Annotated in this window: 21 protein-coding genes; 15 read left to right on the top strand and 6 right to left on the bottom strand. The window is 72.3% G+C overall.

Features of this window, described 5'->3' with window-relative positions; translation table 11 throughout:
* The first annotated feature begins 27 nt into the window (after positions 1-27).
* The 4 genes from K7C20_RS09765 (at position 28) to K7C20_RS09750 (ending at position 4035) form a co-directional block, all read left to right on the top strand.
* Entirely contained in the window at positions 28-1338 is a 1311-nt protein-coding gene (locus tag K7C20_RS09765; RefSeq protein ID WP_053209736.1) for an NYN domain-containing protein, read from the top strand.
* Between the two features lie 84 nt (positions 1339-1422).
* Entirely contained in the window at positions 1423-2433 is a 1011-nt protein-coding gene (locus tag K7C20_RS09760; RefSeq protein ID WP_400847755.1) for an ABC transporter ATP-binding protein, read from the top strand.
* Positions 2434-2497: 64 nt separating this feature from the next.
* Positions 2498-3319 (top strand): ABC transporter permease, encoded by an 822-nt coding sequence (locus K7C20_RS09755; RefSeq protein WP_053209738.1) that lies wholly within the window; start codon positions 2498-2500, stop codon positions 3317-3319.
* A 68-nt stretch (positions 3320-3387) separates the two neighbouring features.
* Positions 3388-4035, top strand: coding sequence for an ABC transporter permease (locus K7C20_RS09750; protein WP_048829983.1), 648 nt, complete (start codon positions 3388-3390; stop codon positions 4033-4035).
* 50 nt (positions 4036-4085) lie between these two features.
* On the opposite strand, the gene ybaK is transcribed toward K7C20_RS09750, so the two are convergent.
* Genes ybaK through K7C20_RS09735 form a run of 3 tightly spaced genes read right to left on the bottom strand, consistent with a single transcriptional unit; the run spans position 4086 to position 7028 of the window.
* Complete coding sequence (ybaK, locus tag K7C20_RS09745) at positions 4086-4580, bottom strand: Cys-tRNA(Pro) deacylase (RefSeq protein ID WP_030085925.1); 495 nt, start codon at positions 4578-4580, stop codon at positions 4086-4088.
* Between the two features lie 48 nt (positions 4581-4628).
* Positions 4629-5375, bottom strand: coding sequence for an LON peptidase substrate-binding domain-containing protein (locus K7C20_RS09740; RefSeq protein WP_030085927.1), 747 nt, complete (start codon positions 5373-5375; stop codon positions 4629-4631).
* A 51-nt stretch (positions 5376-5426) separates the two neighbouring features.
* Positions 5427-7028, bottom strand: a complete 1602-nt coding sequence (locus K7C20_RS09735) for a hypothetical protein (protein WP_053209739.1) — start codon at positions 7026-7028, stop codon at positions 5427-5429.
* A gap of 263 nt (positions 7029-7291) precedes the next feature.
* Here K7C20_RS09735 and hisD point away from each other — a divergent pair, with 263 nt between their 5' ends.
* The 11 genes from hisD (at position 7292) to K7C20_RS09680 (ending at position 14433) form a co-directional block, all read left to right on the top strand.
* The gene (hisD, locus tag K7C20_RS09730; RefSeq protein ID WP_053209740.1) at positions 7292-8614 is read left to right on the top strand and encodes a histidinol dehydrogenase; all 1323 of its coding nucleotides are present in this window, start codon (positions 7292-7294) and stop codon (positions 8612-8614) included.
* Between the two features lie 8 nt (positions 8615-8622).
* Positions 8623-9741 (top strand): histidinol-phosphate transaminase, encoded by a 1119-nt coding sequence (locus K7C20_RS09725; protein ID WP_053209741.1) that lies wholly within the window; start codon positions 8623-8625, stop codon positions 9739-9741.
* The gene (hisB, locus tag K7C20_RS09720; protein ID WP_030085936.1) at positions 9738-10331 is read left to right on the top strand and encodes an imidazoleglycerol-phosphate dehydratase HisB; all 594 of its coding nucleotides are present in this window, start codon (positions 9738-9740) and stop codon (positions 10329-10331) included. Before K7C20_RS09725 ends, hisB begins: the two co-directional genes overlap by 4 nt.
* Positions 10332-10454: 123 nt before the next feature.
* Positions 10455-10619 carry a hypothetical protein gene (locus K7C20_RS09715; RefSeq protein ID WP_030085938.1) on the top strand — a complete coding sequence of 55 codons (165 nt, stop codon included), beginning with the start codon at positions 10455-10457 and terminating at the stop codon, positions 10617-10619.
* Positions 10610-11266, top strand: coding sequence for an imidazole glycerol phosphate synthase subunit HisH (hisH, locus tag K7C20_RS09710; protein ID WP_030085940.1), 657 nt, complete (start codon positions 10610-10612; stop codon positions 11264-11266). The genes K7C20_RS09715 and hisH overlap by 10 nt, the downstream gene beginning before the upstream one ends.
* Complete coding sequence (priA, locus tag K7C20_RS09705; protein ID WP_030085942.1) at positions 11266-11997, top strand: bifunctional 1-(5-phosphoribosyl)-5-((5-phosphoribosylamino)methylideneamino)imidazole-4-carboxamide isomerase/phosphoribosylanthranilate isomerase PriA; 732 nt, start codon at positions 11266-11268, stop codon at positions 11995-11997. The genes hisH and priA overlap by 1 nt, the downstream gene beginning before the upstream one ends.
* Positions 11998-12018: 21 nt before the next feature.
* Complete coding sequence (locus K7C20_RS09700; protein WP_048829992.1) at positions 12019-12444, top strand: Rid family hydrolase; 426 nt, start codon at positions 12019-12021, stop codon at positions 12442-12444.
* Positions 12445-12450: 6 nt separating this feature from the next.
* Complete coding sequence (hisF, locus tag K7C20_RS09695) at positions 12451-13215, top strand: imidazole glycerol phosphate synthase subunit HisF (protein ID WP_030085950.1); 765 nt, start codon at positions 12451-12453, stop codon at positions 13213-13215.
* An 84-nt stretch (positions 13216-13299) separates the two neighbouring features.
* Positions 13300-13569, top strand: a complete 270-nt coding sequence (locus K7C20_RS39250) for an SH3-like domain-containing protein (RefSeq protein ID WP_030085952.1) — start codon at positions 13300-13302, stop codon at positions 13567-13569.
* A complete protein-coding gene (locus tag K7C20_RS39245; protein ID WP_053209742.1) occupies positions 13559-13846 on the top strand; it encodes an SH3-like domain-containing protein in 288 nt (95 codons plus the stop codon). Before K7C20_RS39250 ends, K7C20_RS39245 begins: the two co-directional genes overlap by 11 nt.
* Entirely contained in the window at positions 13843-14433 is a 591-nt protein-coding gene (locus tag K7C20_RS09680; protein ID WP_030085954.1) for a nitrile hydratase subunit alpha, read from the top strand. Before K7C20_RS39245 ends, K7C20_RS09680 begins: the two co-directional genes overlap by 4 nt.
* A 52-nt stretch (positions 14434-14485) precedes the next feature.
* Here the strand turns inward: K7C20_RS09680 and K7C20_RS09675 are convergent, their stop codons facing one another.
* From K7C20_RS09675 to K7C20_RS09665, 3 genes are read right to left on the bottom strand one after another with little or no spacing between them, the layout of a single operon-like run.
* A complete protein-coding gene (locus K7C20_RS09675; protein WP_030085956.1) occupies positions 14486-15229 on the bottom strand; it encodes a succinate dehydrogenase/fumarate reductase iron-sulfur subunit in 744 nt (247 codons plus the stop codon).
* Entirely contained in the window at positions 15226-17199 is a 1974-nt protein-coding gene (locus K7C20_RS09670; protein WP_053209743.1) for a fumarate reductase/succinate dehydrogenase flavoprotein subunit, read from the bottom strand. Before K7C20_RS09670 ends, K7C20_RS09675 begins: the two co-directional genes overlap by 4 nt.
* Before the next feature lies 1 nt (position 17200).
* Positions 17201-17929, bottom strand: coding sequence for a succinate dehydrogenase cytochrome b subunit (locus tag K7C20_RS09665; protein ID WP_030088807.1), 729 nt, complete (start codon positions 17927-17929; stop codon positions 17201-17203).
* Between the last annotated feature and the right edge of the window lie 38 nt (positions 17930-17967).

Here is a 17967-nt window from a genome sequence, read left to right as displayed (position 1 = left end):
TCAGCACCTCAGGGAAGAGGGTGGATCGTGGATCGCTGTGTCGTCCTGGTGGACGCCGGGTATTTGCTCGGCGCCGCGGCGAGCCTGCTCGCCGGAGAGCCCGCCCGTTCCCGGATCACGGTGGATCACGCCGCCCTCATCCAGGGCCTGCGCCAGCGCGCCGAGGCGGACACCGAACGCCCGCTGCTGCGGATCTACTGGTTCGACGGCGCACCCGACCGCGTCCCGCAACCCGAACACCGGCGGCTGCGTGTGATGCCCCGCGTCACCGTCCGGCTCGGCGCCCTGACCCGCAGCGACGGGCGCTGGGCACAGAAGGGCGTGGACGCCGCGATGCACGCCGAGCTGACCGAGCTCGCACGGAACCGCGCCTGCTCCGACATCGTCCTGGTCACCGGCGACGGCGACCTGCTGCCCGGCCTGATGTCGGCGAAGGAGCACGGCGTCGCCGTCCACCTGTGGGCCGTCCAGGCCGCGGACGGCGACTACAACCAGTCCGAGGACCTGGTCGCCGAGGCCGACGAGCGACGGGTGCTGGACCGGACCTGGATCACCCGCGCGGTACGCGCCAAGGAACTCGGCGGTCCCTGCGCCCCGCCGCCCGTACCCCGCCCCGAGATCGCCGCGATCCTCTCCGCCCCGCTGCCGGAGTCCGCCGTCGCGGCCGCGGCCGCCGCGGCGGCCGCCGCATCCGGCCCGGAAGCCGCCGAGCACACCCATGACCACAACGGCGCCAACGGCGTCTCCCGGCCGCCGGCCGGCACCGAGGGCGCACCGGCCGCCGGCGACGAGCCCGGCGCCGCCGGTTCCAAGGTCGTGCCCACCCCCAAGGACCTGGCCGGTCTCGGCCGGGCGCACGTCGCGGGCCAGGGGCCTGGCGGCGCCGGCAGCGGCGCCCCGCAGGCGCCCGCGACCGGTGCCACCCTGCGCTGGTCGTCCGACAAGGGCTGGGTCGAGCGCGGCGGCCCGGTCGGCGAACCCTCCGAGACCGCGGCGCTGCCCACCCTCGCCCAGCTCACCAGCGCCGAGCAGCGCTGGGCGGACCGCGAGGAGGACATCACCGCCGTCAGCGGCGACCCCTTCGAGGTCGGCCAGGTCTTCGCCCGCCGCTGGACCGACCGGCTCTCCGACACCGCGCACCTCCAGCAGCTGTCGACGGAGTACCCCCGCATCCCGCACCGCATCGACGGTGAACTGCTGCGCTACGCGGCCCGGTTCGGGCTGCTCGCCCACAAGGACGACCAGATCGACGAGCACGACCGCTACGCGATCCGGGCCGGTTTCTGGCGCGAGGTCGATCTGCGGACGGCCGCCGAGCACGCTCCGGCCGGGGACTGACCGGCCCGGCCGCCCCGCGCCCCGTCCCGCCCGCCGGTGCCCCGCGGCCCGGAGGCGGGCCGGGGACGCGTACCCTCATAGCTCGTGAGGACGGGCGCAAAACAGGTGGAGCGCGGCGTGCCGGTGTGTGCCGTACAGGACCTGGTCAAGACGTACCCCGCGCTGCGCGGGCGCCGCGGGGCGGCACGGGCGGCCGCCGTACGCGCCAACGACGGCATCACCCTGGATGTGCACCGCGGAGAGATCTTCGGGCTGCTCGGGCCCAACGGCGCCGGCAAGTCCACGCTGGTCCGCCAGCTGACCGGACTGCTGCGCCCGGACTCCGGCAGCGTCCGCGTGCTCGGCCACGACCTGGTGCGCCACCCGGAGCGGGCCGCCCGGCTGCTCGGCTACCTGGGCCAGGAGTCCACCGCCCTGGACGAGATGACGGTCGCGCTGGCCGTGGAGACCACCGGACGGCTGCGCGGCCTCGGTGCCCGCGAGGCGCGCGCCGAGCGGGACGCGGTGATCGGCGAGCTGGGGCTCGGGGACATCACGGGGCGGCCGCTGAAGAAGCTGTCCGGCGGGCAGCGGCGGCTGGCCTGTCTGGCCACCGCGCTGATCGGCGAGCGGCCGCTGCTGGTGCTGGACGAGCCGACCACCGGTATGGACCCGGTCGCGCGCCGTGCCGTGTGGGCCGCGGTGGACCGGCGCCGGGCCGAGCGCGGCGCCACGGTGGTGCTGGTGACGCATAACGTGCTGGAGGCCGAGAGCGTGCTCGACCGGGTCGCGGTCATCGACCGGGGCCGGGTCATCGCCTGCGACACGCCCGGCGGGCTGAAGGAAATGGTGAGCGAGGAGGTCCGGCTGGAGCTGGTGTGGCGCGACCGCCCGCCGCTGGAGGTGCCGGAGGTCGCCGCCCTCGAAGCCGACGCGCACACCTCCGGCCGCCGCTGGACCCTCCGGCTCCCCGCCGACCGGGCCCGCTCCGCGGTCGCCGCGGTCACCGCGGGCCCCGCCTTCGCGGCCCTGGACGACTTCACGCTGGCCACGCCCAGCCTGGAGGATGTGTACCTGGCCCTGGGCGGCCGGTCGGAGGGACTGGTCAAGGCGTGAACGGGCGCCGGTACGGCGGACGTATGAAGGACCACGGGGGCAGCGAGGAAGGCTTGGTGACAGCGTGAGTGTGGTTCCCGCGCAGGCGGTGGCCGGGGTGGCCCCGGACGCCGGGGCAGGGCCCGAGGAGGCCGCCCCGCTGGCGCCGCGCGCCCGTCTGGTGCCCGCCCTGGGCGCCGTCTACCGCGCCCAGCTCTCCCGGGCCCGGGTCGCCCGGATCCCGTTGCTGTTCGTCGCCACCTTCCAGTCCGTCGGGATCATGGTCCTGCTGCGCGGGGTGGTCGACGGCGGCGAGGCGGCCCGTTCCGTGGTGTCCGGCTCCAGCGTGCTGGTCGTCGCCTTCGTGGCGCTCAATCTCCTCGCCCAGTACTTCGGACAGCTGAGGGCCGGCGGCGGGCTCGACCACTACGCGACGCTGCCGGTGCCGCCGGCCGCCGTGGTGCTCGGCGCGGCCGCCGCGTACGCCTCGTTCACCGTGCCCGGGACGGTGGTCACCGCGGTCACCGGCTGTGTGCTCTTCCAGCTGCCGATGGCCCATCTGTGGGTGCTGGCCGCCGTGCTCCCGCTCGCCGGGGCGGCGCTGGCCGGCCTCGGCGCGGCCCTTGGCCTGCTCGCCCCGCGTCCCGAACTCGCCACGCTCTGCGGCCAGTTGGGCATGTCGGCGGCGCTGCTGCTGGGAGTGCTGCCGGCCGAACGGATGCCGTCGGTGATCGGCTGGGCCCGCGATCTGCTGCCCTCGACCTACGGGGTGGAGGCACTGGCGCGCAGCTTCGACCCCCATCCCGACTGGGTCGCGGTCGGCGCCGACCTGGGCGTCTGCGCGGCCGTCGGAGTGCTCTCGCTGGCGGTCGCCACCTGGGCCTACCGCCGGGCGGCGACCCGATGACGGATTCCACCACACCGAACGGCCGTCCTGCTTCGGGTCACACCAGCCCCACCTGGCACGATGACGGGGTGATCGCACCGCTGACGCCACCCGACAACCAACCGCCCGAAGAGCCGCAGCACCCCGAGGCCGCGCCCGTCGCCGACCTCGGCGGCCTCGGCGGCCCCGAGCTGGCCCGCGAGCTGCGCGAGGGCGCGCTGATCGCGCTCGTGGTCGCGGTGAGCGGCGTGCTGCTCGGCGTGCTGTGGAACTGGCTCGCGCCGCATACCCCGCTGATCTCGGACACCCGCAACGTCTACCTCAAGAACACCGAGGGCGAGGAGGCGATCGGCGCGGACGGCACCTTCGTCCTGCTGTCCCTCGGATTCGGTGTGCTCACCGCCGCCGCAGTCTTCCTCTTCCGCCGCCGGGGCGGGATTCCGCTGGTCGTGGCGCTGGTCGTGGGCGGGCTGCTCGGTGCGGTGCTGGGCTGGGTGACGGGTATGTGGCTGGGCCCCACGCCGGACGTGGCCGCGCACGCCAAGCAGGTCGGCCCCGGTGTGACCTTCAACGGCCCGCTGCGGCTCCAGGCCAAGGGCGCGCTGCTGGCCTGGCCGATCGCCGCGATGCTCACCCAGCTGGCGCTGACCGGGCTGTTCGGGCCGCGTGACCCGGAGCCGGAGCCACCGCACTGGCCCGGCGACCCCCACGCCCAGCAGCCGCCCGCCACGGACTGACCGGCGTGTATCTCCGGGGCGGCCGGTCCACCGGCCGTCCCGCGGTGCGTTCAGCCGCGGGCGATCGGCGCGAGGTGCGCGCCCGTGAGGGCCACCAGGTCCTCCGGCGACAGCTCGACCTCCAGCCCCCGCCGCCCCGCCGAGACACAGACCGTCGGCCGGCCCTCGGCCGAGGCGTCCACGACCGTGCGCAGCCGCTTGCGCTGCCCCAGCGGCGAGATCCCGCCCCGGACGTAGCCCGTGCTGCGCTCGGCCGCGGCCGGGTCGGCCATCGTGGCCCGCTTGCCGCCCACCGCGGCCGCCAGCGCCTTGAGGTCCAAGGACCCCGACACCGGGACGACGGCGACCGTCAGGGTGCCGTCGACGTCCGCCAGCAGTGTCTTGAACACCTGGTCCGGCGCGACACCGAGGGCCTCGGCGGCCTCCTCGCCGTACGACGGTGCGGCCGGGTCGTGCTCGTAGGAGTGTGTGGTGAAGGGGACGCCGGCCGCGGTGAGGGCGACCGTCGCCGGGGTGCCGCCGGACTTCTTGGACTTCTTCGCCACCGTCTTCGTGCCTCGCGTCAGTGGGGCCGGTCGTGGGGGCCGGGCGGTTCAGTTGGGGCTGGTCGGCTGCCGGGTCAGATCCACGGCCGGCAGCGACGGGAGCTTACCGAGCAGCGCCGATTCCTGGCGAAGCAGTTTCAGCTCCTGCCCGAGCCGGGACGCGGTGTCCGGCGCCTCCAGCAGCCGCTGCTTGGCGGGGACGTCCAGCACGGCCGCCGCGGCGACGAGGTACGAGAGCACCGAAGGGTCGGCCGGCAGGTCCTGCCCGCTCGACAGGGTCCGCTCGTTCGCCCAGGCCAGCCGCTTCTGGTACGTACGGAAGGCCCGGACGACGCCCGAGGCGAGCGCGCCCGCGCCCTCTCCCTCGCCGTCCTCCAGCTCCTCGAGCTCGCCGGTCAGATACGGGCCCGAGGCGTCCACGGACAGCAGCCGGAAGCGGGTGGTGCCGGTGGCGAGGACCTCGTAGCCGGTGTCGTCGTCGGAGGACTTCTCCCGGATGGTCGCCGCGTCGGCGATGCAGCCCACGGCGTGGAACGCCCGCATCGGATCGTCACCGAAGCCCGCCGCGGGACCTTCCGCGGCCGGCAGGGTGGCGTCCGGCATGCCCTGTGCGGTGGCGGCGACCTCCCGGCCGTCCCGGATCGCGATCACCGCGAAGCGCCGGTCGTCCTCGGGCACCGCGCTCAGATCGCGCATCATCGCCCGGTACCGCGCTTCGAAGACGTTCAGCGGGAGCACGAGTCCCGGGAACAACACCGAGTTCAGCGGGAAGAGCGGTAGGCGCACGGAGGTCACAGCCCGTAAGCCTAGAGCCTGTGGCGGCCGGGGCCACCACCCGTACCCCCGCTATTGCCGTCGCAGCAGCCGGGACGCGCCGGCCGCGACCGTCGTGGCGAGCACCCAGCCCGCCAGGATCAGGATGGCGGCCGCCCACTGCGCACCGCCGCCCGGCTTCCAGGCGGCGCCCTGATTGAGGTCGATCACCGGCAGCAGCAGGTCCAGGGAGTAGAGATACGCATTCCAGGGCGGCGCCTCGCCCGGCTTCAGCGGCGGCGGCGGGGACACCGAGAAGTAGATCGTCCCGATCGCCCACAGGATGCCCATCCACACCGCGGCCCGCCCCGGGCGGTAGCCGTAGGCCACCGTCCAGTCCTGAAGGAATCCCCAGGCCTTGGCCGCCAGCGGCAGTGTCTCGCGCCGCCGCCGCTGCTTGGCCAGCAGCACCTCGCGGGCATCGGAGTCCTCACCGGTGGTGCGCAGCGAGGTGGCGAGCATCTCGTACGGCTCGGGCGCGTACTCGGGGGTCGCCGCGGCCACCCACTGAAGCCGCAGCGAGAGCGGGAAGTGGCCGCGCGGGATCAGCGTCTCGTAGGCGAAGCCGGCCATCCACAGCCCGCCGAGCCCCGGCCAGCTCGCCGACTTGTCGACGAGATTGACGACCCGGGCGCCGGAGAGGATCACCCGGCCGCGCTGCGGCCGCTCGCCGAGGAACCGCAGCTCGGGCGTCTGGATACGGCGCAGCGACAGCTCCTGGTCGGACTCCATGATGAACCGGGCGTGCTCGAAGTCGACCGCGTCGCCGAACCGCCCGTCGTCGAGCCGCATCCCGCCCTCGCACTCGAAGCGCTGCATACGCGTGCCGCGCGAGGGGGTGTGCGCGACGCCGTACGGGGGAGTGGCGCTGCTGGAGAACGGGGAGTTGGCCAGGCCCGCGGCGGTCAGATAGAGGGTGCGCTCGACGGTGAGCTGCGGGGCGTTCAGCGCCCGGCGGCCGAACGGATTGCTCAGCCGGCTGCCGCGCAGGCTCAGCGACACGCCGATGGTGGCGCCGCGCAGCGACAGCTCGCCGTAGGACTCCATCATCTCGGCCTGGAGATCCTGGGCGACGGTCATCCCGTCCGCCATGATCGACCGGCCTTGGCGGTCCTTGTGCACCACGGTCTGATTGAGCATCAGGTCCGTGCCGATGTGCGCGTCGGTGAGCCGGATGCCGGAGTGCACCACACAGCGCGGCAGATGGAGATCGCCCTCGGTGTGCAGCCGGGCCGCCTCCACCCGGGGTATCGCACAGTTCACCAGCCGCAGCGTGGTGAACCGGCTCTCCGGCAGCACCACCTCGGCCTCGAAGCGGCAGTCCCGCAGTTCGACGAATGGCTTGATCGTGCCGCCCGCAACGTCGAGAGTGTCCGTGATGTACGCACCGGTGATCTTGAGCGCGGAGACCCGGCCGGGCTGCGGGGGCGGCCCGTCGAGCAGCAGCAGCGCCACGACCCGGGCCCGCACCCGGCGCTCCGGGCCCCACAGATGCTGCCCGTGCGGATCGTCGCGGGCCGGATCGCCGATGTGCAGATCGCAGGTGCTGCCGTTGCGGAAGGCCTGCCACATGCTCCATTCCGCCGATGTCAGCTGAAGGTCGGCGGGCGCGTCGCCGTCCCCGGGCTCGGTCACTGTGGATCCCCCTTGCTCTCCCGTGGTGTGTCGCAACCTGTTCGGACGCATTTCATGCACGGGTCGTGATGCGTCCCACAGGTGTCCCCGTACGCCGTCACGTGGCCCTTGCCCGCCCCGTGACTGCTTGAACACGCGTGGTCAGGGCCAACTCCGGTCAACTTCCGGCGGCCTGGTGACGGCGTGTCCGGAGCGTGTGCCGCTGTGTATCACTGAGTGATACGGCCGCTCGGGCCCAGGAGCGGGTCTGAGACACTGGGAGGGTGATCTCCCGAATCGATCTGCGCGGTGACGCCCTCCCCGAGGGCGGCGCCCTGCGCGACCTGCTGCCCCGTGCCGAGTTCGACGTGGAAGCCGCCCTGGAGAAGGTGCGGCCGATCTGCGAGGACGTACGCCATCGCGGCACCGCGGCGCTGATCGATTACGCGCGGCGGTTCGACGGCGTCGAGATCGAGCGCGTACGGGTGCCCGCCGAGGCCTTGCAGAGCGCGCTCGCGGAGCTGGACCCAGCCGTCCGGGCCGCCCTGGAGGAGTCCATCCGGCGCGCCCGGATCGTCCACCGCGAACAGCGCCGCACCGACGTCACGACCAAGGTCGTCCCCGGCGGCACGGTCACCGAACGCTGGGTGCCCGTCGAGCGGGTGGGCCTCTATGTCCCCGGCGGCCTGGCGGTCTACCCGTCCTCCGTCGTCATGAACGTCGTCCCGGCGCAGGAAGCCGGTGTCACGGGCATCGCCGTCACCTCCCCGCCGCAGAAGGAGTTCGGCGGCCGGCCGCACCCGACGATCCTCGCCGCCTGCGCCCTGCTCGGCGTCGACGAGGTCTACGCCGCCGGCGGTGCCCAGGCCATCGCGATGTTCGCCTACGGCACCGAGGAGTGCCTGCCGGTCAACCTCGTCACGGGCCCCGGCAACATCTACGTCGCCTCCGCCAAGCGCCTGCTCAAGGGCCGTATCGGCATCGACGCCGAGGCCGGACCGACCGAGATCGCGGTGCTGGCGGACGCCACCGCCGACCCCGAGCACGTCGCCGCCGACCTGATCAGCCAGGCCGAGCACGACACCCTCGCCGCCGCCGTCCTGGTCACCGACTCCACCGAGCTCGCCGACGCCGTCGAGGACGCGCTCAAGCGGCAGGTGGCGGCCACCAAGCACATCGAGCGGATCACCGAGGCGCTGGCCGGACAGCAGTCCGCCGTCGTTCTCGTCGACGGCATCGACGAGGGCCTCAAGGTCGTGGACGCCTACGGCGCCGAACACCTCGAGATCCAGACCGCCGACGCCTCCGCCGTCGCCGCCCGGGTCCGCAACGCCGGCGCGGTCTTCGTCGGCGCCTACGCCCCGGTGTCCCTCGGCGACTACTGCGCCGGCTCCAACCACGTCCTGCCCACCGGCGGCTGCGCCTGCCACTCCTCGGGCCTTTCCGTGCAGTCCTTCCTGCGCGGCATCCATGTCGTGGACTACTCCCGCGATGCACTGGCGGAGGTCGCCCACCATGTGGTGACCCTCGCCGAGGCCGAGGACCTCCCGGCCCACGGCGCCGCGCTGAAGGCCAGGTTCGAATGGAAGGTCCCGCAGAGCAAGTGAGCAGGCACGTGACCCGTATTGACGATCTCCCCATCCGGGACGAGCTGCGCGGCAAGTCCCCCTACGGCGCACCGCAGCTGGACGTCCCGGTGCGCCTGAACACCAACGAGAACCCCTACCCGCTGCCCGAGCCGCTGGTCCGGCGGATCGCCGAGCGGGTGACCGAGGCCGCCCGGCAGCTCAACCGCTACCCCGACCGGGACGCGGTCGAGCTGCGCACCGAGCTGGCCCGCTACCTCACCCGCACCGCAGGACACGAGGTCGCCGCCACCCAGGTCTGGGCCGCCAACGGCTCCAACGAGGTCATCCAGCAGCTGCTCCAGACCTTCGGCGGACCCGGCCGCAGCGCCATCGGCTTCGAGCCCTCGTACTCGATGCACGGGCTGATCTCCCGCGGCACGGGCACCGGCTGGATCTCCGGCCCGCGCAACGACGACTTCACCATCGACGTCGAGGCGGCGAAGCGGACCATCGCCGAGCAGCGGCCCGACGTGGTCTTCATCTGCTCGCCGAACAACCCCACCGGCACCGCCGTCGGCGAAGCGACGGTGCTCGCGCTGTACGAAGCGGCGCAGGCGGCCCGTGCCGACGGTGCCGGCGCCCTGGTCGTGGTCGACGAGGCCTACGGCGAGTTCAGCCACCACCCCTCGCTGCTGCCGCTGATCGAGGGCCGGCCGAATCTGGTCGTCTCCCGCACCATGTCCAAGGCCTTCGGTGCCGCCGGCCTGCGGCTGGGCTACCTCGCCGCCGACCCCGCCGTGGTCGACGCGGTGCAGCTGGTCCGGCTCCCGTATCACCTCTCGTCCGTCACCCAGGCCACCGCGCTCGCCGCGCTGGAGCACACCGACACGCTTTTGAAGTACGTCGAGCAGCTCAAGACCGAGCGGGACCGCCTGGTCACCGAGCTGCGGGCGACCGGCTGCCAGGTCGTCGCCTCCGACGCCAACTTCGTGCAGTTCGGCCTCTTCGACGATGCGCACGCCACCTGGCAGGCGATCCTCGACCACGGCGTGCTGGTCCGTGACAACGGCGTACCGGGCTGGCTGCGGGTCACCGCCGGCACCCCGGCCGAGAACGACGCGTTCCTCGACGCGGTTCGCGCAGTACTGAAGGAGAGCAAGCGATGACCCGCGTAGGACGCGTGGAGCGCACGACCAAGGAAACGTCCGTGCTCGTCGAGATCGACCTCGACGGCAGGGGCGAGGTGGAGGTCTCGACCGGTGTCGGCTTCTACGACCACATGCTCGACCAGCTCGGCCGGCACGGTCTGTTCGACCTGAAGGTCAAGACCGACGGCGACCTGCACATCGACACCCACCACACCATCGAGGACACCGCGCTCGCGCTGGGCGCCGCCTTCAAGCAGGCCCTCGGCGACAAGTCCGGGATCTACCGCTTCGGCAACTGCACCGTCCCGCTGGACGAGTCGCTCGCCCAGGTGACCGTCGACCTCTCCGGCCGCCCCTACCTGGTGCACACCGAGCCGGAGAACATGGCGCCGATGATCGGCTCCTACGACACCACGATGACCCGGCACATCTTCGAGTCGTTCGTCGCCCAGGCCCAGATAGCGCTGCACATCCACGTCCCGTACGGCCGCAACGCCCACCACATCGTGGAGTGCCAGTTCAAGGCGCTGGCCCGCGCCCTGCGCTACGCCAGCGAGCGCGACCCCCGCGCGGCCGGGATCATCCCTTCCACCAAGGGAGCCCTGTAGCCCTGTGAGCGACGCACGCGCGGCCGCCGGGCCGCAGACGACCACGATGCCCGCACCTCAGCGCCGCGCGGGCGGAGATGGGGGTGCCCCCGGACGGAGTCTGGGGGAGAACCGGAGGATGCAGTGAACGGCCTTTCCACCGTCTTCATCCTGCTCGGGCTCTTCCTTCTCGGCGGTGTCTACTCGTTCTGGAAGCAGCAGCTGCCCAAGGGCCTGATCGTGTTGCTGTCCCTCGGTTCGGCGCTGTGTCTGGTCGCCGGCGTACTGCGGCTGGAGGTATGGAATTGACCGCCCCGGCATCCCGCAAGAAGGTCGTCGTCTTCGACTACGGCTTCGGGAACGTCCGCTCCGCCGAGCGTGCCCTGGCGCACGTCGGCGCCGATGTGGAGATCACCCGTGACTTCGACCGGGCGATGAACGCCGACGGGCTGCTGGTCCCCGGCGTCGGCGCGTTCGCCGCCTGCATGGCCGGGCTCAAGGAGGCCCGCGGCGAGTGGCTCATCGGCCGCCGGCTGTCCGGCGGACGCCCCGTCATGGGCATCTGCGTCGGTATGCAGGTCCTCTTCGGCCGCGGCATCGAGCACGGCGTCGAGACCGAGGGCCTCGACGAGTGGCCCGGCACGGTCGGCCCGCTCAAGGCCGAGGTCGTCCCGCACATGGGCTGGAACACCGTCGACGCCCCCGAGGGCTCGCGGCTCTTCGCCGGACAGCCCGCCGACGCCCGCTACTACTTCGTGCACTCCTACGCGGTGCACGACTGGGAGCTGGAGGTCGGCAACCCGCACATCGCCGCGCCGAAGGTCACCTGGGCCACGCACGGCGAGCGGTTCGTGGCCGCGGTCGAGAACGGCCCGCTGTGGGCCACCCAGTTCCACCCCGAGAAGTCCGGCGACGCCGGTGCCCAGCTCCTGACCAATTGGATCGAGACCCTGTAATGCCGAACGCATCGAAGCTCGAACTCCTCCCCGCCGTCGATGTCCGCGACGGCCAGGCCGTCCGCCTCGTGCACGGCGAGTCCGGCTCCGAGACCTCCTACGGCGACCCGCTGGAGGCGGCCCTCGCCTGGCAGCGGGCCGGCGCCGAATGGCTGCACCTCGTCGACCTCGACGCGGCGTTCGGCACCGGTGACAACCGGGCGCAGATCGCCGAGGTCGCCCGGTCCATGGACATCAAGGTCGAGCTGTCCGGCGGTATCCGCGACGACGACACGCTCGCCGCGGCCCTGGCCACCGGCTGCCGCCGGGTCAACCTCGGCACCGCCGCGCTGGAGACCCCCGAGTGGGTCGCCAAGGTCATCGCCGAGCACGGCGACAAGATCGCGGTCGGCCTGGACGTGCGCGGTACGACGCTGCGCGGCCGCGGCTGGACCCGCGACGGCGGCGACCTCTACGAGACGCTGGCCCGCCTCGACGCCGAGGGCTGCGCCCGCTACGTCGTCACCGACATCAACAAGGACGGCACCCTCCAGGGCCCCAACGTCGAGCTGCTCAAGAACGTCTGCGCGGCCACCGACCGGCCCGTCATCGCCTCCGGCGGTGTCTCCTCGCTCGACGACCTGCGGGTGCTGGCCACGCTGGTTCCGGAAGGTGTCGAGGGCGCGATCGTCGGCAAGGCGCTCTATGCGAAGGCGTTCACCCTCGAAGAGGCGCTGGCAGCAGTGTCGTAACGGCGAACGGAAGGCCGCATGATGACCATCGAGCGCGTACGGACCGACAGTCCCTGGGAAGAGAAGATCGGCTTCGCACGCGCCGTGGCGGCCGGCGACCGCGTCCTGGTCGCCGGCACGATGCCACTGGTCGACGGCGTCCTTCAGGGTGAGGGCGACCCCTACGTACAGACCAAGGCCGCCTTCACCAACGCGCTGGCGGCGCTGCGGCCCTTCGGCCTCGGCGCCGAAGCGGTCCTGCGCACCCGTATGTACCTCACCCACCTGCGCGATGTGGATGCGGCCGGCCGCGCCCACCGGGAGCTGTTCGAGGCCGCGCCGCCCGCCTCGACCCTCGTCGTGGTATCCGGCTTCGTCGACTCCCGCGTCCTGGTGGAAGTGGAAATCGAAGCATTCCGAGACGTGAGCCTCCCGGGGCGCGACCCCGGCACCCCCGAAGGAGCCTGAACCGACATGACCCTGGCGGTCCGAGTCATCCCTTGCCTGGACGTCGACAACGGCCGGGTCGTCAAGGGCGTCAACTTCAAGAACCTGCGGGACGCCGGCGACCCCGTCGAGATGGCGAAGATCTACGGTGAGGAGGGCGCCGACGAGCTGACCTTCCTCGACATCAGCGCCTCCTCCGGCAACCGCGAGACCACCTACGACGTGGTCCGCCGCACCGCCGAACAGGTCTTCATCCCCCTCACGGTCGGCGGTGGCGTCCGCACCCCCGAGGACGTCGACAAGCTGCTGCGGGCCGGCGCGGACAAGGTCGGCGTCAACACCGCCGCCATCGCCCGCCCCGACGTGATCCGCGAGATCGCCGAACGCTTCGGCAGCCAGGTCCTGGTCCTCTCGGTCGACGCCCGCCGCACCGACGCCGGGACCCCGTCCGGATACGAGGTCACCACCCACGGCGGCCGCCGTGGCACGGGCATCGACGCCGTGGAATGGGCCCACCGCGCCGCCGAACTGGGCGCCGGGGAGATCCTCCTCAACTCCATGGACGCCGACGGCACCAAGGACGGCTACGACGTCGAGATGATCGAGGCCGTCCGCAAGCACGTCACCGTCCCGGTGATCGCCTCCGGCGGGGCCGGCAAGCTGGACCACTTCGCCCCGGCCGTCGACGCCGGCGCCGACGCGGTCCTGGCCGCCTCCGTCTTCCACTTCGGCGATCTGCGCATCGGCCAGGTCAAGGAAACCCTCCGGGGGGCGGGGCACCCGGTGCGCTGACGCCCTCGCGCCCTCGGGGGGTGTCTCCCCGGTCTCCGCAGGCTGATCCACGGAGACCGGGCCGGCAGCCCTTAGGCTCGCCCCATGAGCCGTGTCAACGATGTGGGTGGCCAGTCCGGGTTCGGCGCTCTGGAGATCGAGGCGGACGAGCCGCCGTTCCATGCCGACTGGGAGGCGCGGGTGTTCGCGCTGAACTCCGCGTTGGTGCGGAACGGGGTCTACCGGCTCGACGAGTTCCGGGACGCCGTCGAGCGGATGGCCCCGCAGGAGTATCTGGCGGCGTCGTACTACGAACGGTGGCTGCACGCGATCGAGACGCTGCTGGCCGAACGGGGGCTGCTCGGTGAGGGCTGAGTTCCGGGCGGGGGAGCGGGTACGGGTACGCACCGTCGATCCGGTGGGGCATACGCGGGTGCCGCGGTATGTGCGCGGACAGGTGGGGCGGATCGTCGAGTGCCAGGGGCGCTGGGCGCTCGCGGACGAGAGCGCGGCGGGGGTCGCCGAGCCGCGGGTGGAGCCCGTCTACACCGTGGCCTTCGCGGCGGGCGATCTGTGGGGCGAGGGCGGTCACGAGGTGACGGTCGACCTCTGGGAGTCGTACATCGAGCGGGTGCGGAAGGACGGGGCATGAGCGGCGAGCACACGAGTGTGCCGGTGGCGGCGCGGGTCAGGCGGCTGGAGGAGCGGCTGATCGAGGCCGGAGTGGTCGGCGAGGAGCAGCTGGACCAGGCGCTCGCCACGATGCTGAAGGGGGCCTCGCCGGTCAACGGGGCGCGGATCGTGGCGCGGGCCTGGACCGACGAGGGGTTCCGGCGGCGGCTGCTGGCCGATGCGAATGCGGCGCTGCCCGAGGTGGGGCTCTCGATGGCGGGCGGTATCCAGGAGCAGCGGCTCAAGGTCGTCGAGAACACCGCCACGACGCACCACGTCCTCGTGTGCACGCTGTGCTCCTGCTATCCGATCGGGCTGCTGGGGCCGTCGCCGTCCTGGTACAAGAGCGAGGCCTACCGCTCGCGGGTGGTGCGCGAACCGCGGGCCGTGCTGGCCGAGTTCGGGCTGGAGCTGCCGGACGGCACCGCGATCACGGTGTGGGACTCCAGTGCGGAGAGCCGCTATATGGTCCTGCCCCGGCGGCCCGAGGGCACCGCGGGGAGGAGCGAGGCGGAGCTGGCCGCGCTCGTCACCCGGGAAGGGCTCATCGGAACCGCCGCGGTCTGACCCGGCGTTCCTGCCGTCTCGGCGATGTTTCCGCCTCGGCGTCCCTCCCGTCTCAGCGCCCCTTCCGTGCCGCCCGGACGAACTCACGGTTCATCGTGGAGATGCTGAACAGCGGAATCCCCTTGGGGCAGGCCGTCGCGCACTCCCCCGTGTTCGTGCACCCGCCGAACCCCTCCGCGTCCATCTGTCCCATCATGTCCAGGACGCGGCTCTCCCGCTCCGGGGCGCCCTGGGGAAGGGAGTTGAGGTGGACGACCTTGGCTGCGGTGAAGAGCATCGCCGAGCCGTTGGGGCAGGCCGCCACGCAGGCGCCGCAACCGATGCACTCGGCGTGTTCGAAGGCGGCGTCGGCGGCCGGCTTGGGCACGGCGGTGGCGTGCGCCTCGGGGGCGGCGCCGGTGGGGGCGCTGATGTAGCCGCCGGACTGGATGATGCGGTCGAAGGCGGAGCGGTCGACGACGAGGTCCTTGACGACGGGGAAGGCGGCGGCGCGCCAGGGCTCGATGTCGAGGGTGTCGCCGTCCCGGAAGGACCGCATGTGCAGCTGGCAGGTGGTGGTGCGCTCGGGGCCGTGCGCCTCGCCGTTGATGACGAGCGAACAGGCGCCGCAGATGCCCTCGCGGCAGTCGTGGTCGAAGGCGACCGGATCGTCGCCGCCCAGGAGGAGTTCCTCGTTGAGGGTGTCGAGCATCTCCAGGAACGACATGTCCTGCGAGATGCCGTCCACCTCGTACGTGGACAGGGCGCCGGGGGCGTCGGCGTTCTTCTGGCGCCAGATGCGCAGGGTGAGCTTCATGCGTAGCTCCGCTGGGTGGGGTGGACGTACTCGAAGACCAGGTCTTCCTTGTGCAGGGTGGGGGCCGCGCCGGTGCCGGTGAACTCCCAGGCGGCCGCGTAGGAGAACGCGTCGTCCCGGCGGGCCGCCTCGCCGTCCGGGGTCTGCGACTCCACGCGGAAGTGGCCGCCGCAGGACTCGGCGCGGTGCAGTGCGTCGAGGCACATCAGCTCGGCGAGCTCCAGGTAGTCGACGACGCGGTTGGCCTTCTCCAGGGACTGGTTGAACTCCGCACCGGTGCCGGGCACCTTGATGCGGCGCCAGAACTCGTCGCGGATCTGCGGAATCCGGTCGAGGGCCTTGCGCAGCCCCGCCTCGGTGCGGGCCATCCCGCAGTACTCCCACATGAGTGCGCCGATCTCGCGGTGGAAGGAGTCGGGGGTGCGATCTCCGTCGACGGCCAGCAGCAGGTTCAGCCGGTCCTCGGTCTCGGCCAGCGCTTCCTCTACGACGGGGTGCTCGGCCGTGAGCGTGTCGTGATGCGGATGGCGGGCCAGGTAGTCGTTGATGGTCGACGGGAGGACGAAGTAGCCGTCGGCGAGGCCCTGCATCAGGGCGGAGGCGCCGAGGCGGTTGGCGCCGTGGTCGGAGAAGTTGGCCTCACCGATGGCGAACAGGCCCGGGACGGTGGTCCGGAGGTCGTAGTCGACCCACAGGCCGCCCATCGTGTAGTGCACGGCGGGGTAGATCCGCATCGGCGCCTCGTACGGGTTCTCCGCGGTGATCCGCGCGTACATGTCGAAGAGGTTGCCGTACTTCTCCTCGACCGCGGCCCTGCCCATCCGGGCGACGGCGTCGGCGAAGTCGAGGTACACGCCCTGGCCGCCGGGGCCGACGCCGCGGCCCTCGTCGCAGACGTTCTTGGCGGCGCGGGAGGCGATGTCGCGGGGGACCAGATTGCCGAAGGACGGGTAGAGGCGCTCCAGGTAGTAGTCGCGCTCGTCCTCGGGTATCTGGGCGGGCGGGCGGGTATCGCCCTTGGCCTTCGGGACCCAGATCCGGCCGTCGTTGCGCAGCGACTCGCTCATCAGCGTCAGCTTCGACTGGTGGTCGCCGGTGCGCGGGATGCAGGTGGGGTGGATCTGGGTGAAGCAGGGGTTGGCGAAGTACGCGCCGCGCCGGTGGGCCCGCCAGACGGCGGTGGCGTTGGAGTTCATGGCGTTCGTCGACAGATAGAAGACGTTGCCGTAGCCGCCGGACGCCAGCACCACCGCGTCCGCGAGGTGGCTCTCGATCCGGCCGGTGACCAGATCGCGGGCGACGATGCCGCGGGCCCGGCCGTCGACGACGATCAGATCGAGCATCTCGGTACGGGCGTGCAGCCGTACGCTGCCGGCCGCGATCTGCCGGGAGAGCGCCTGGTAGGCACCGAGCAGCAGCTGCTGCCCCGTCTGGCCGCGGGCGTAGAACGTACGGGAGACCTGGACGCCGCCGAAGGAGCGGGTGTCGAGCAGGCCGCCGTACTCGCGGGCGAACGGCACGCCCTGGGCCACGCACTGGTCGATGATCTCGACGGAGATCTGCGCCAGCCGGTGCACATTGGACTCCCGGGCGCGGAAGTCGCCGCCCTTGACGGTGTCGTAGAAGAGCCGGTGGATGGAGTCGCCGTCGTTGCGGTAGTTCTTGGCGGCGTTGATCCCGCCCTGGGCGGCGATGGAGTGGGCGCGGCGTGGGGAGTCCTGGTAGCAGAACTGCTCTACGTGGTAGCCCTGTTCGGCGAGGGTGGCACCGGCCGCGCCGCCCGCGAGCCCGGTCCCCACGACGATGACGGTGTGCTTGCGGCGGTTGGCCGGGTTGACGAGCCCGGCCTCGAAACGGCGGCGGTCCCAGCGCTCGGCGATCGGCCCGTCGGGGGCCGCCGCGTCGGCGATCGGCGCACCGGCCGTGTAGTCGGCGTAGCTGCCGTACGGCGTCCTGTCGGTCGAAGTCATGTCAGTTCACTACTCCGGTCAGCACGGAGACGGGGACGGCGATGAAGCCCAGGGTCAGGGCGGCGGCGAGGGTGTTCGCCAGGGTCTTGAGGGTCCGGTCGCGGCCGGGCCGGCCCGCTCCCAGCGTCTGCGCGGCGCTCCAGAAGCCGTGCCGGATGTGCAGGCCGAGGGCGAGCATCGCCACGAGGTAGACGGTGTTGCCGTACCAGGTGGAGAAGGTCGCCACCACGTTCGCGTAGGGGTGGCCGGCCTCGGCGCGCGGATTCACCGTCAGCGTCGTCAGGTCCAGGATGTGCCACACGATGAACAGGCCGAGGATGACACCGCCCCAGCGCATCGTCCGGGTCGCGTAGCCGGCGCGGGGCCTCGGCCGGGGGCGGTGGCCGGGCGACGGGCGGGCATAGCGGGTGGGCCGGGCGGCGATGTCCCGCCGGCTGAGCTGGTAGGCGGCCACCGCATGCACCACCACCGCGGCGAGGAGCACCACCCGTGCGATCCACAGGAACCACTCGTGGTGCAGGAACGGCTCGCCGATGGTGCGCAGCCAGGCGGCGTAGGCGTCGAAGTCCGCCGCCCCGAAGAAGATCTTGAGATTGCCCAGCATATGGACGACCAGATACAGCAGCATCACGATGCCGCTGACGGCCATCGCCGTCTTCTTTCCGACGGTCGAGCGCCACAGGAGGCCCGCGAAGGACGGCCGTCGGTCCGTCCGTGTGTCCAGTGCCATGGGTCCCGACGGTAAGGACCGTGCCTCCCATCAGTCCA

Origin of the sequence: Streptomyces decoyicus, from assembly GCF_019880305.1 — a bacterium.
In the GTDB taxonomy this organism is placed as follows: Bacteria; Actinomycetota; Actinomycetes; order Streptomycetales; family Streptomycetaceae; genus Streptomyces; species Streptomyces decoyicus.
The sequence above is the reverse complement of the archived record's forward strand: the minus strand, read 5'-3'. Positions and strand labels throughout refer to the sequence as shown.

Bases quoted from the DNA above. Each gene is read 5' to 3' on its own strand.
- hisB (WP_030085936.1), top strand. From the start codon at position 9,738: ATGACCCGCGTAGGACGCGTGGAGCGCACGACCAAGGAAACGTCCGTG.
- hisH (WP_030085940.1), top strand. From the start codon at position 10,610: ATGGAATTGACCGCCCCGGCATCCCGCAAGAAGGTCGTCGTCTTCGAC.
- priA (WP_030085942.1), top strand. From the start codon at position 11,266: ATGCCGAACGCATCGAAGCTCGAACTCCTCCCCGCCGTCGATGTCCGC.
- K7C20_RS09700 (WP_048829992.1), top strand. From the start codon at position 12,019: ATGACCATCGAGCGCGTACGGACCGACAGTCCCTGGGAAGAGAAGATC.
- hisF (WP_030085950.1), top strand. From the start codon at position 12,451: ATGACCCTGGCGGTCCGAGTCATCCCTTGCCTGGACGTCGACAACGGC.
- K7C20_RS39250 (WP_030085952.1), top strand. From the start codon at position 13,300: ATGAGCCGTGTCAACGATGTGGGTGGCCAGTCCGGGTTCGGCGCTCTG.
- K7C20_RS09680 (WP_030085954.1), top strand. From the start codon at position 13,843: ATGAGCGGCGAGCACACGAGTGTGCCGGTGGCGGCGCGGGTCAGGCGG.
- K7C20_RS09675 (WP_030085956.1), bottom strand. From the start codon at position 15,229: ATGAAGCTCACCCTGCGCATCTGGCGCCAGAAGAACGCCGACGCCCCC.
- K7C20_RS09670 (WP_053209743.1), bottom strand. From the start codon at position 17,199: ATGACTTCGACCGACAGGACGCCGTACGGCAGCTACGCCGACTACACG.
- K7C20_RS09665 (WP_030088807.1), bottom strand. From the start codon at position 17,929: ATGGCACTGGACACACGGACGGACCGACGGCCGTCCTTCGCGGGCCTC.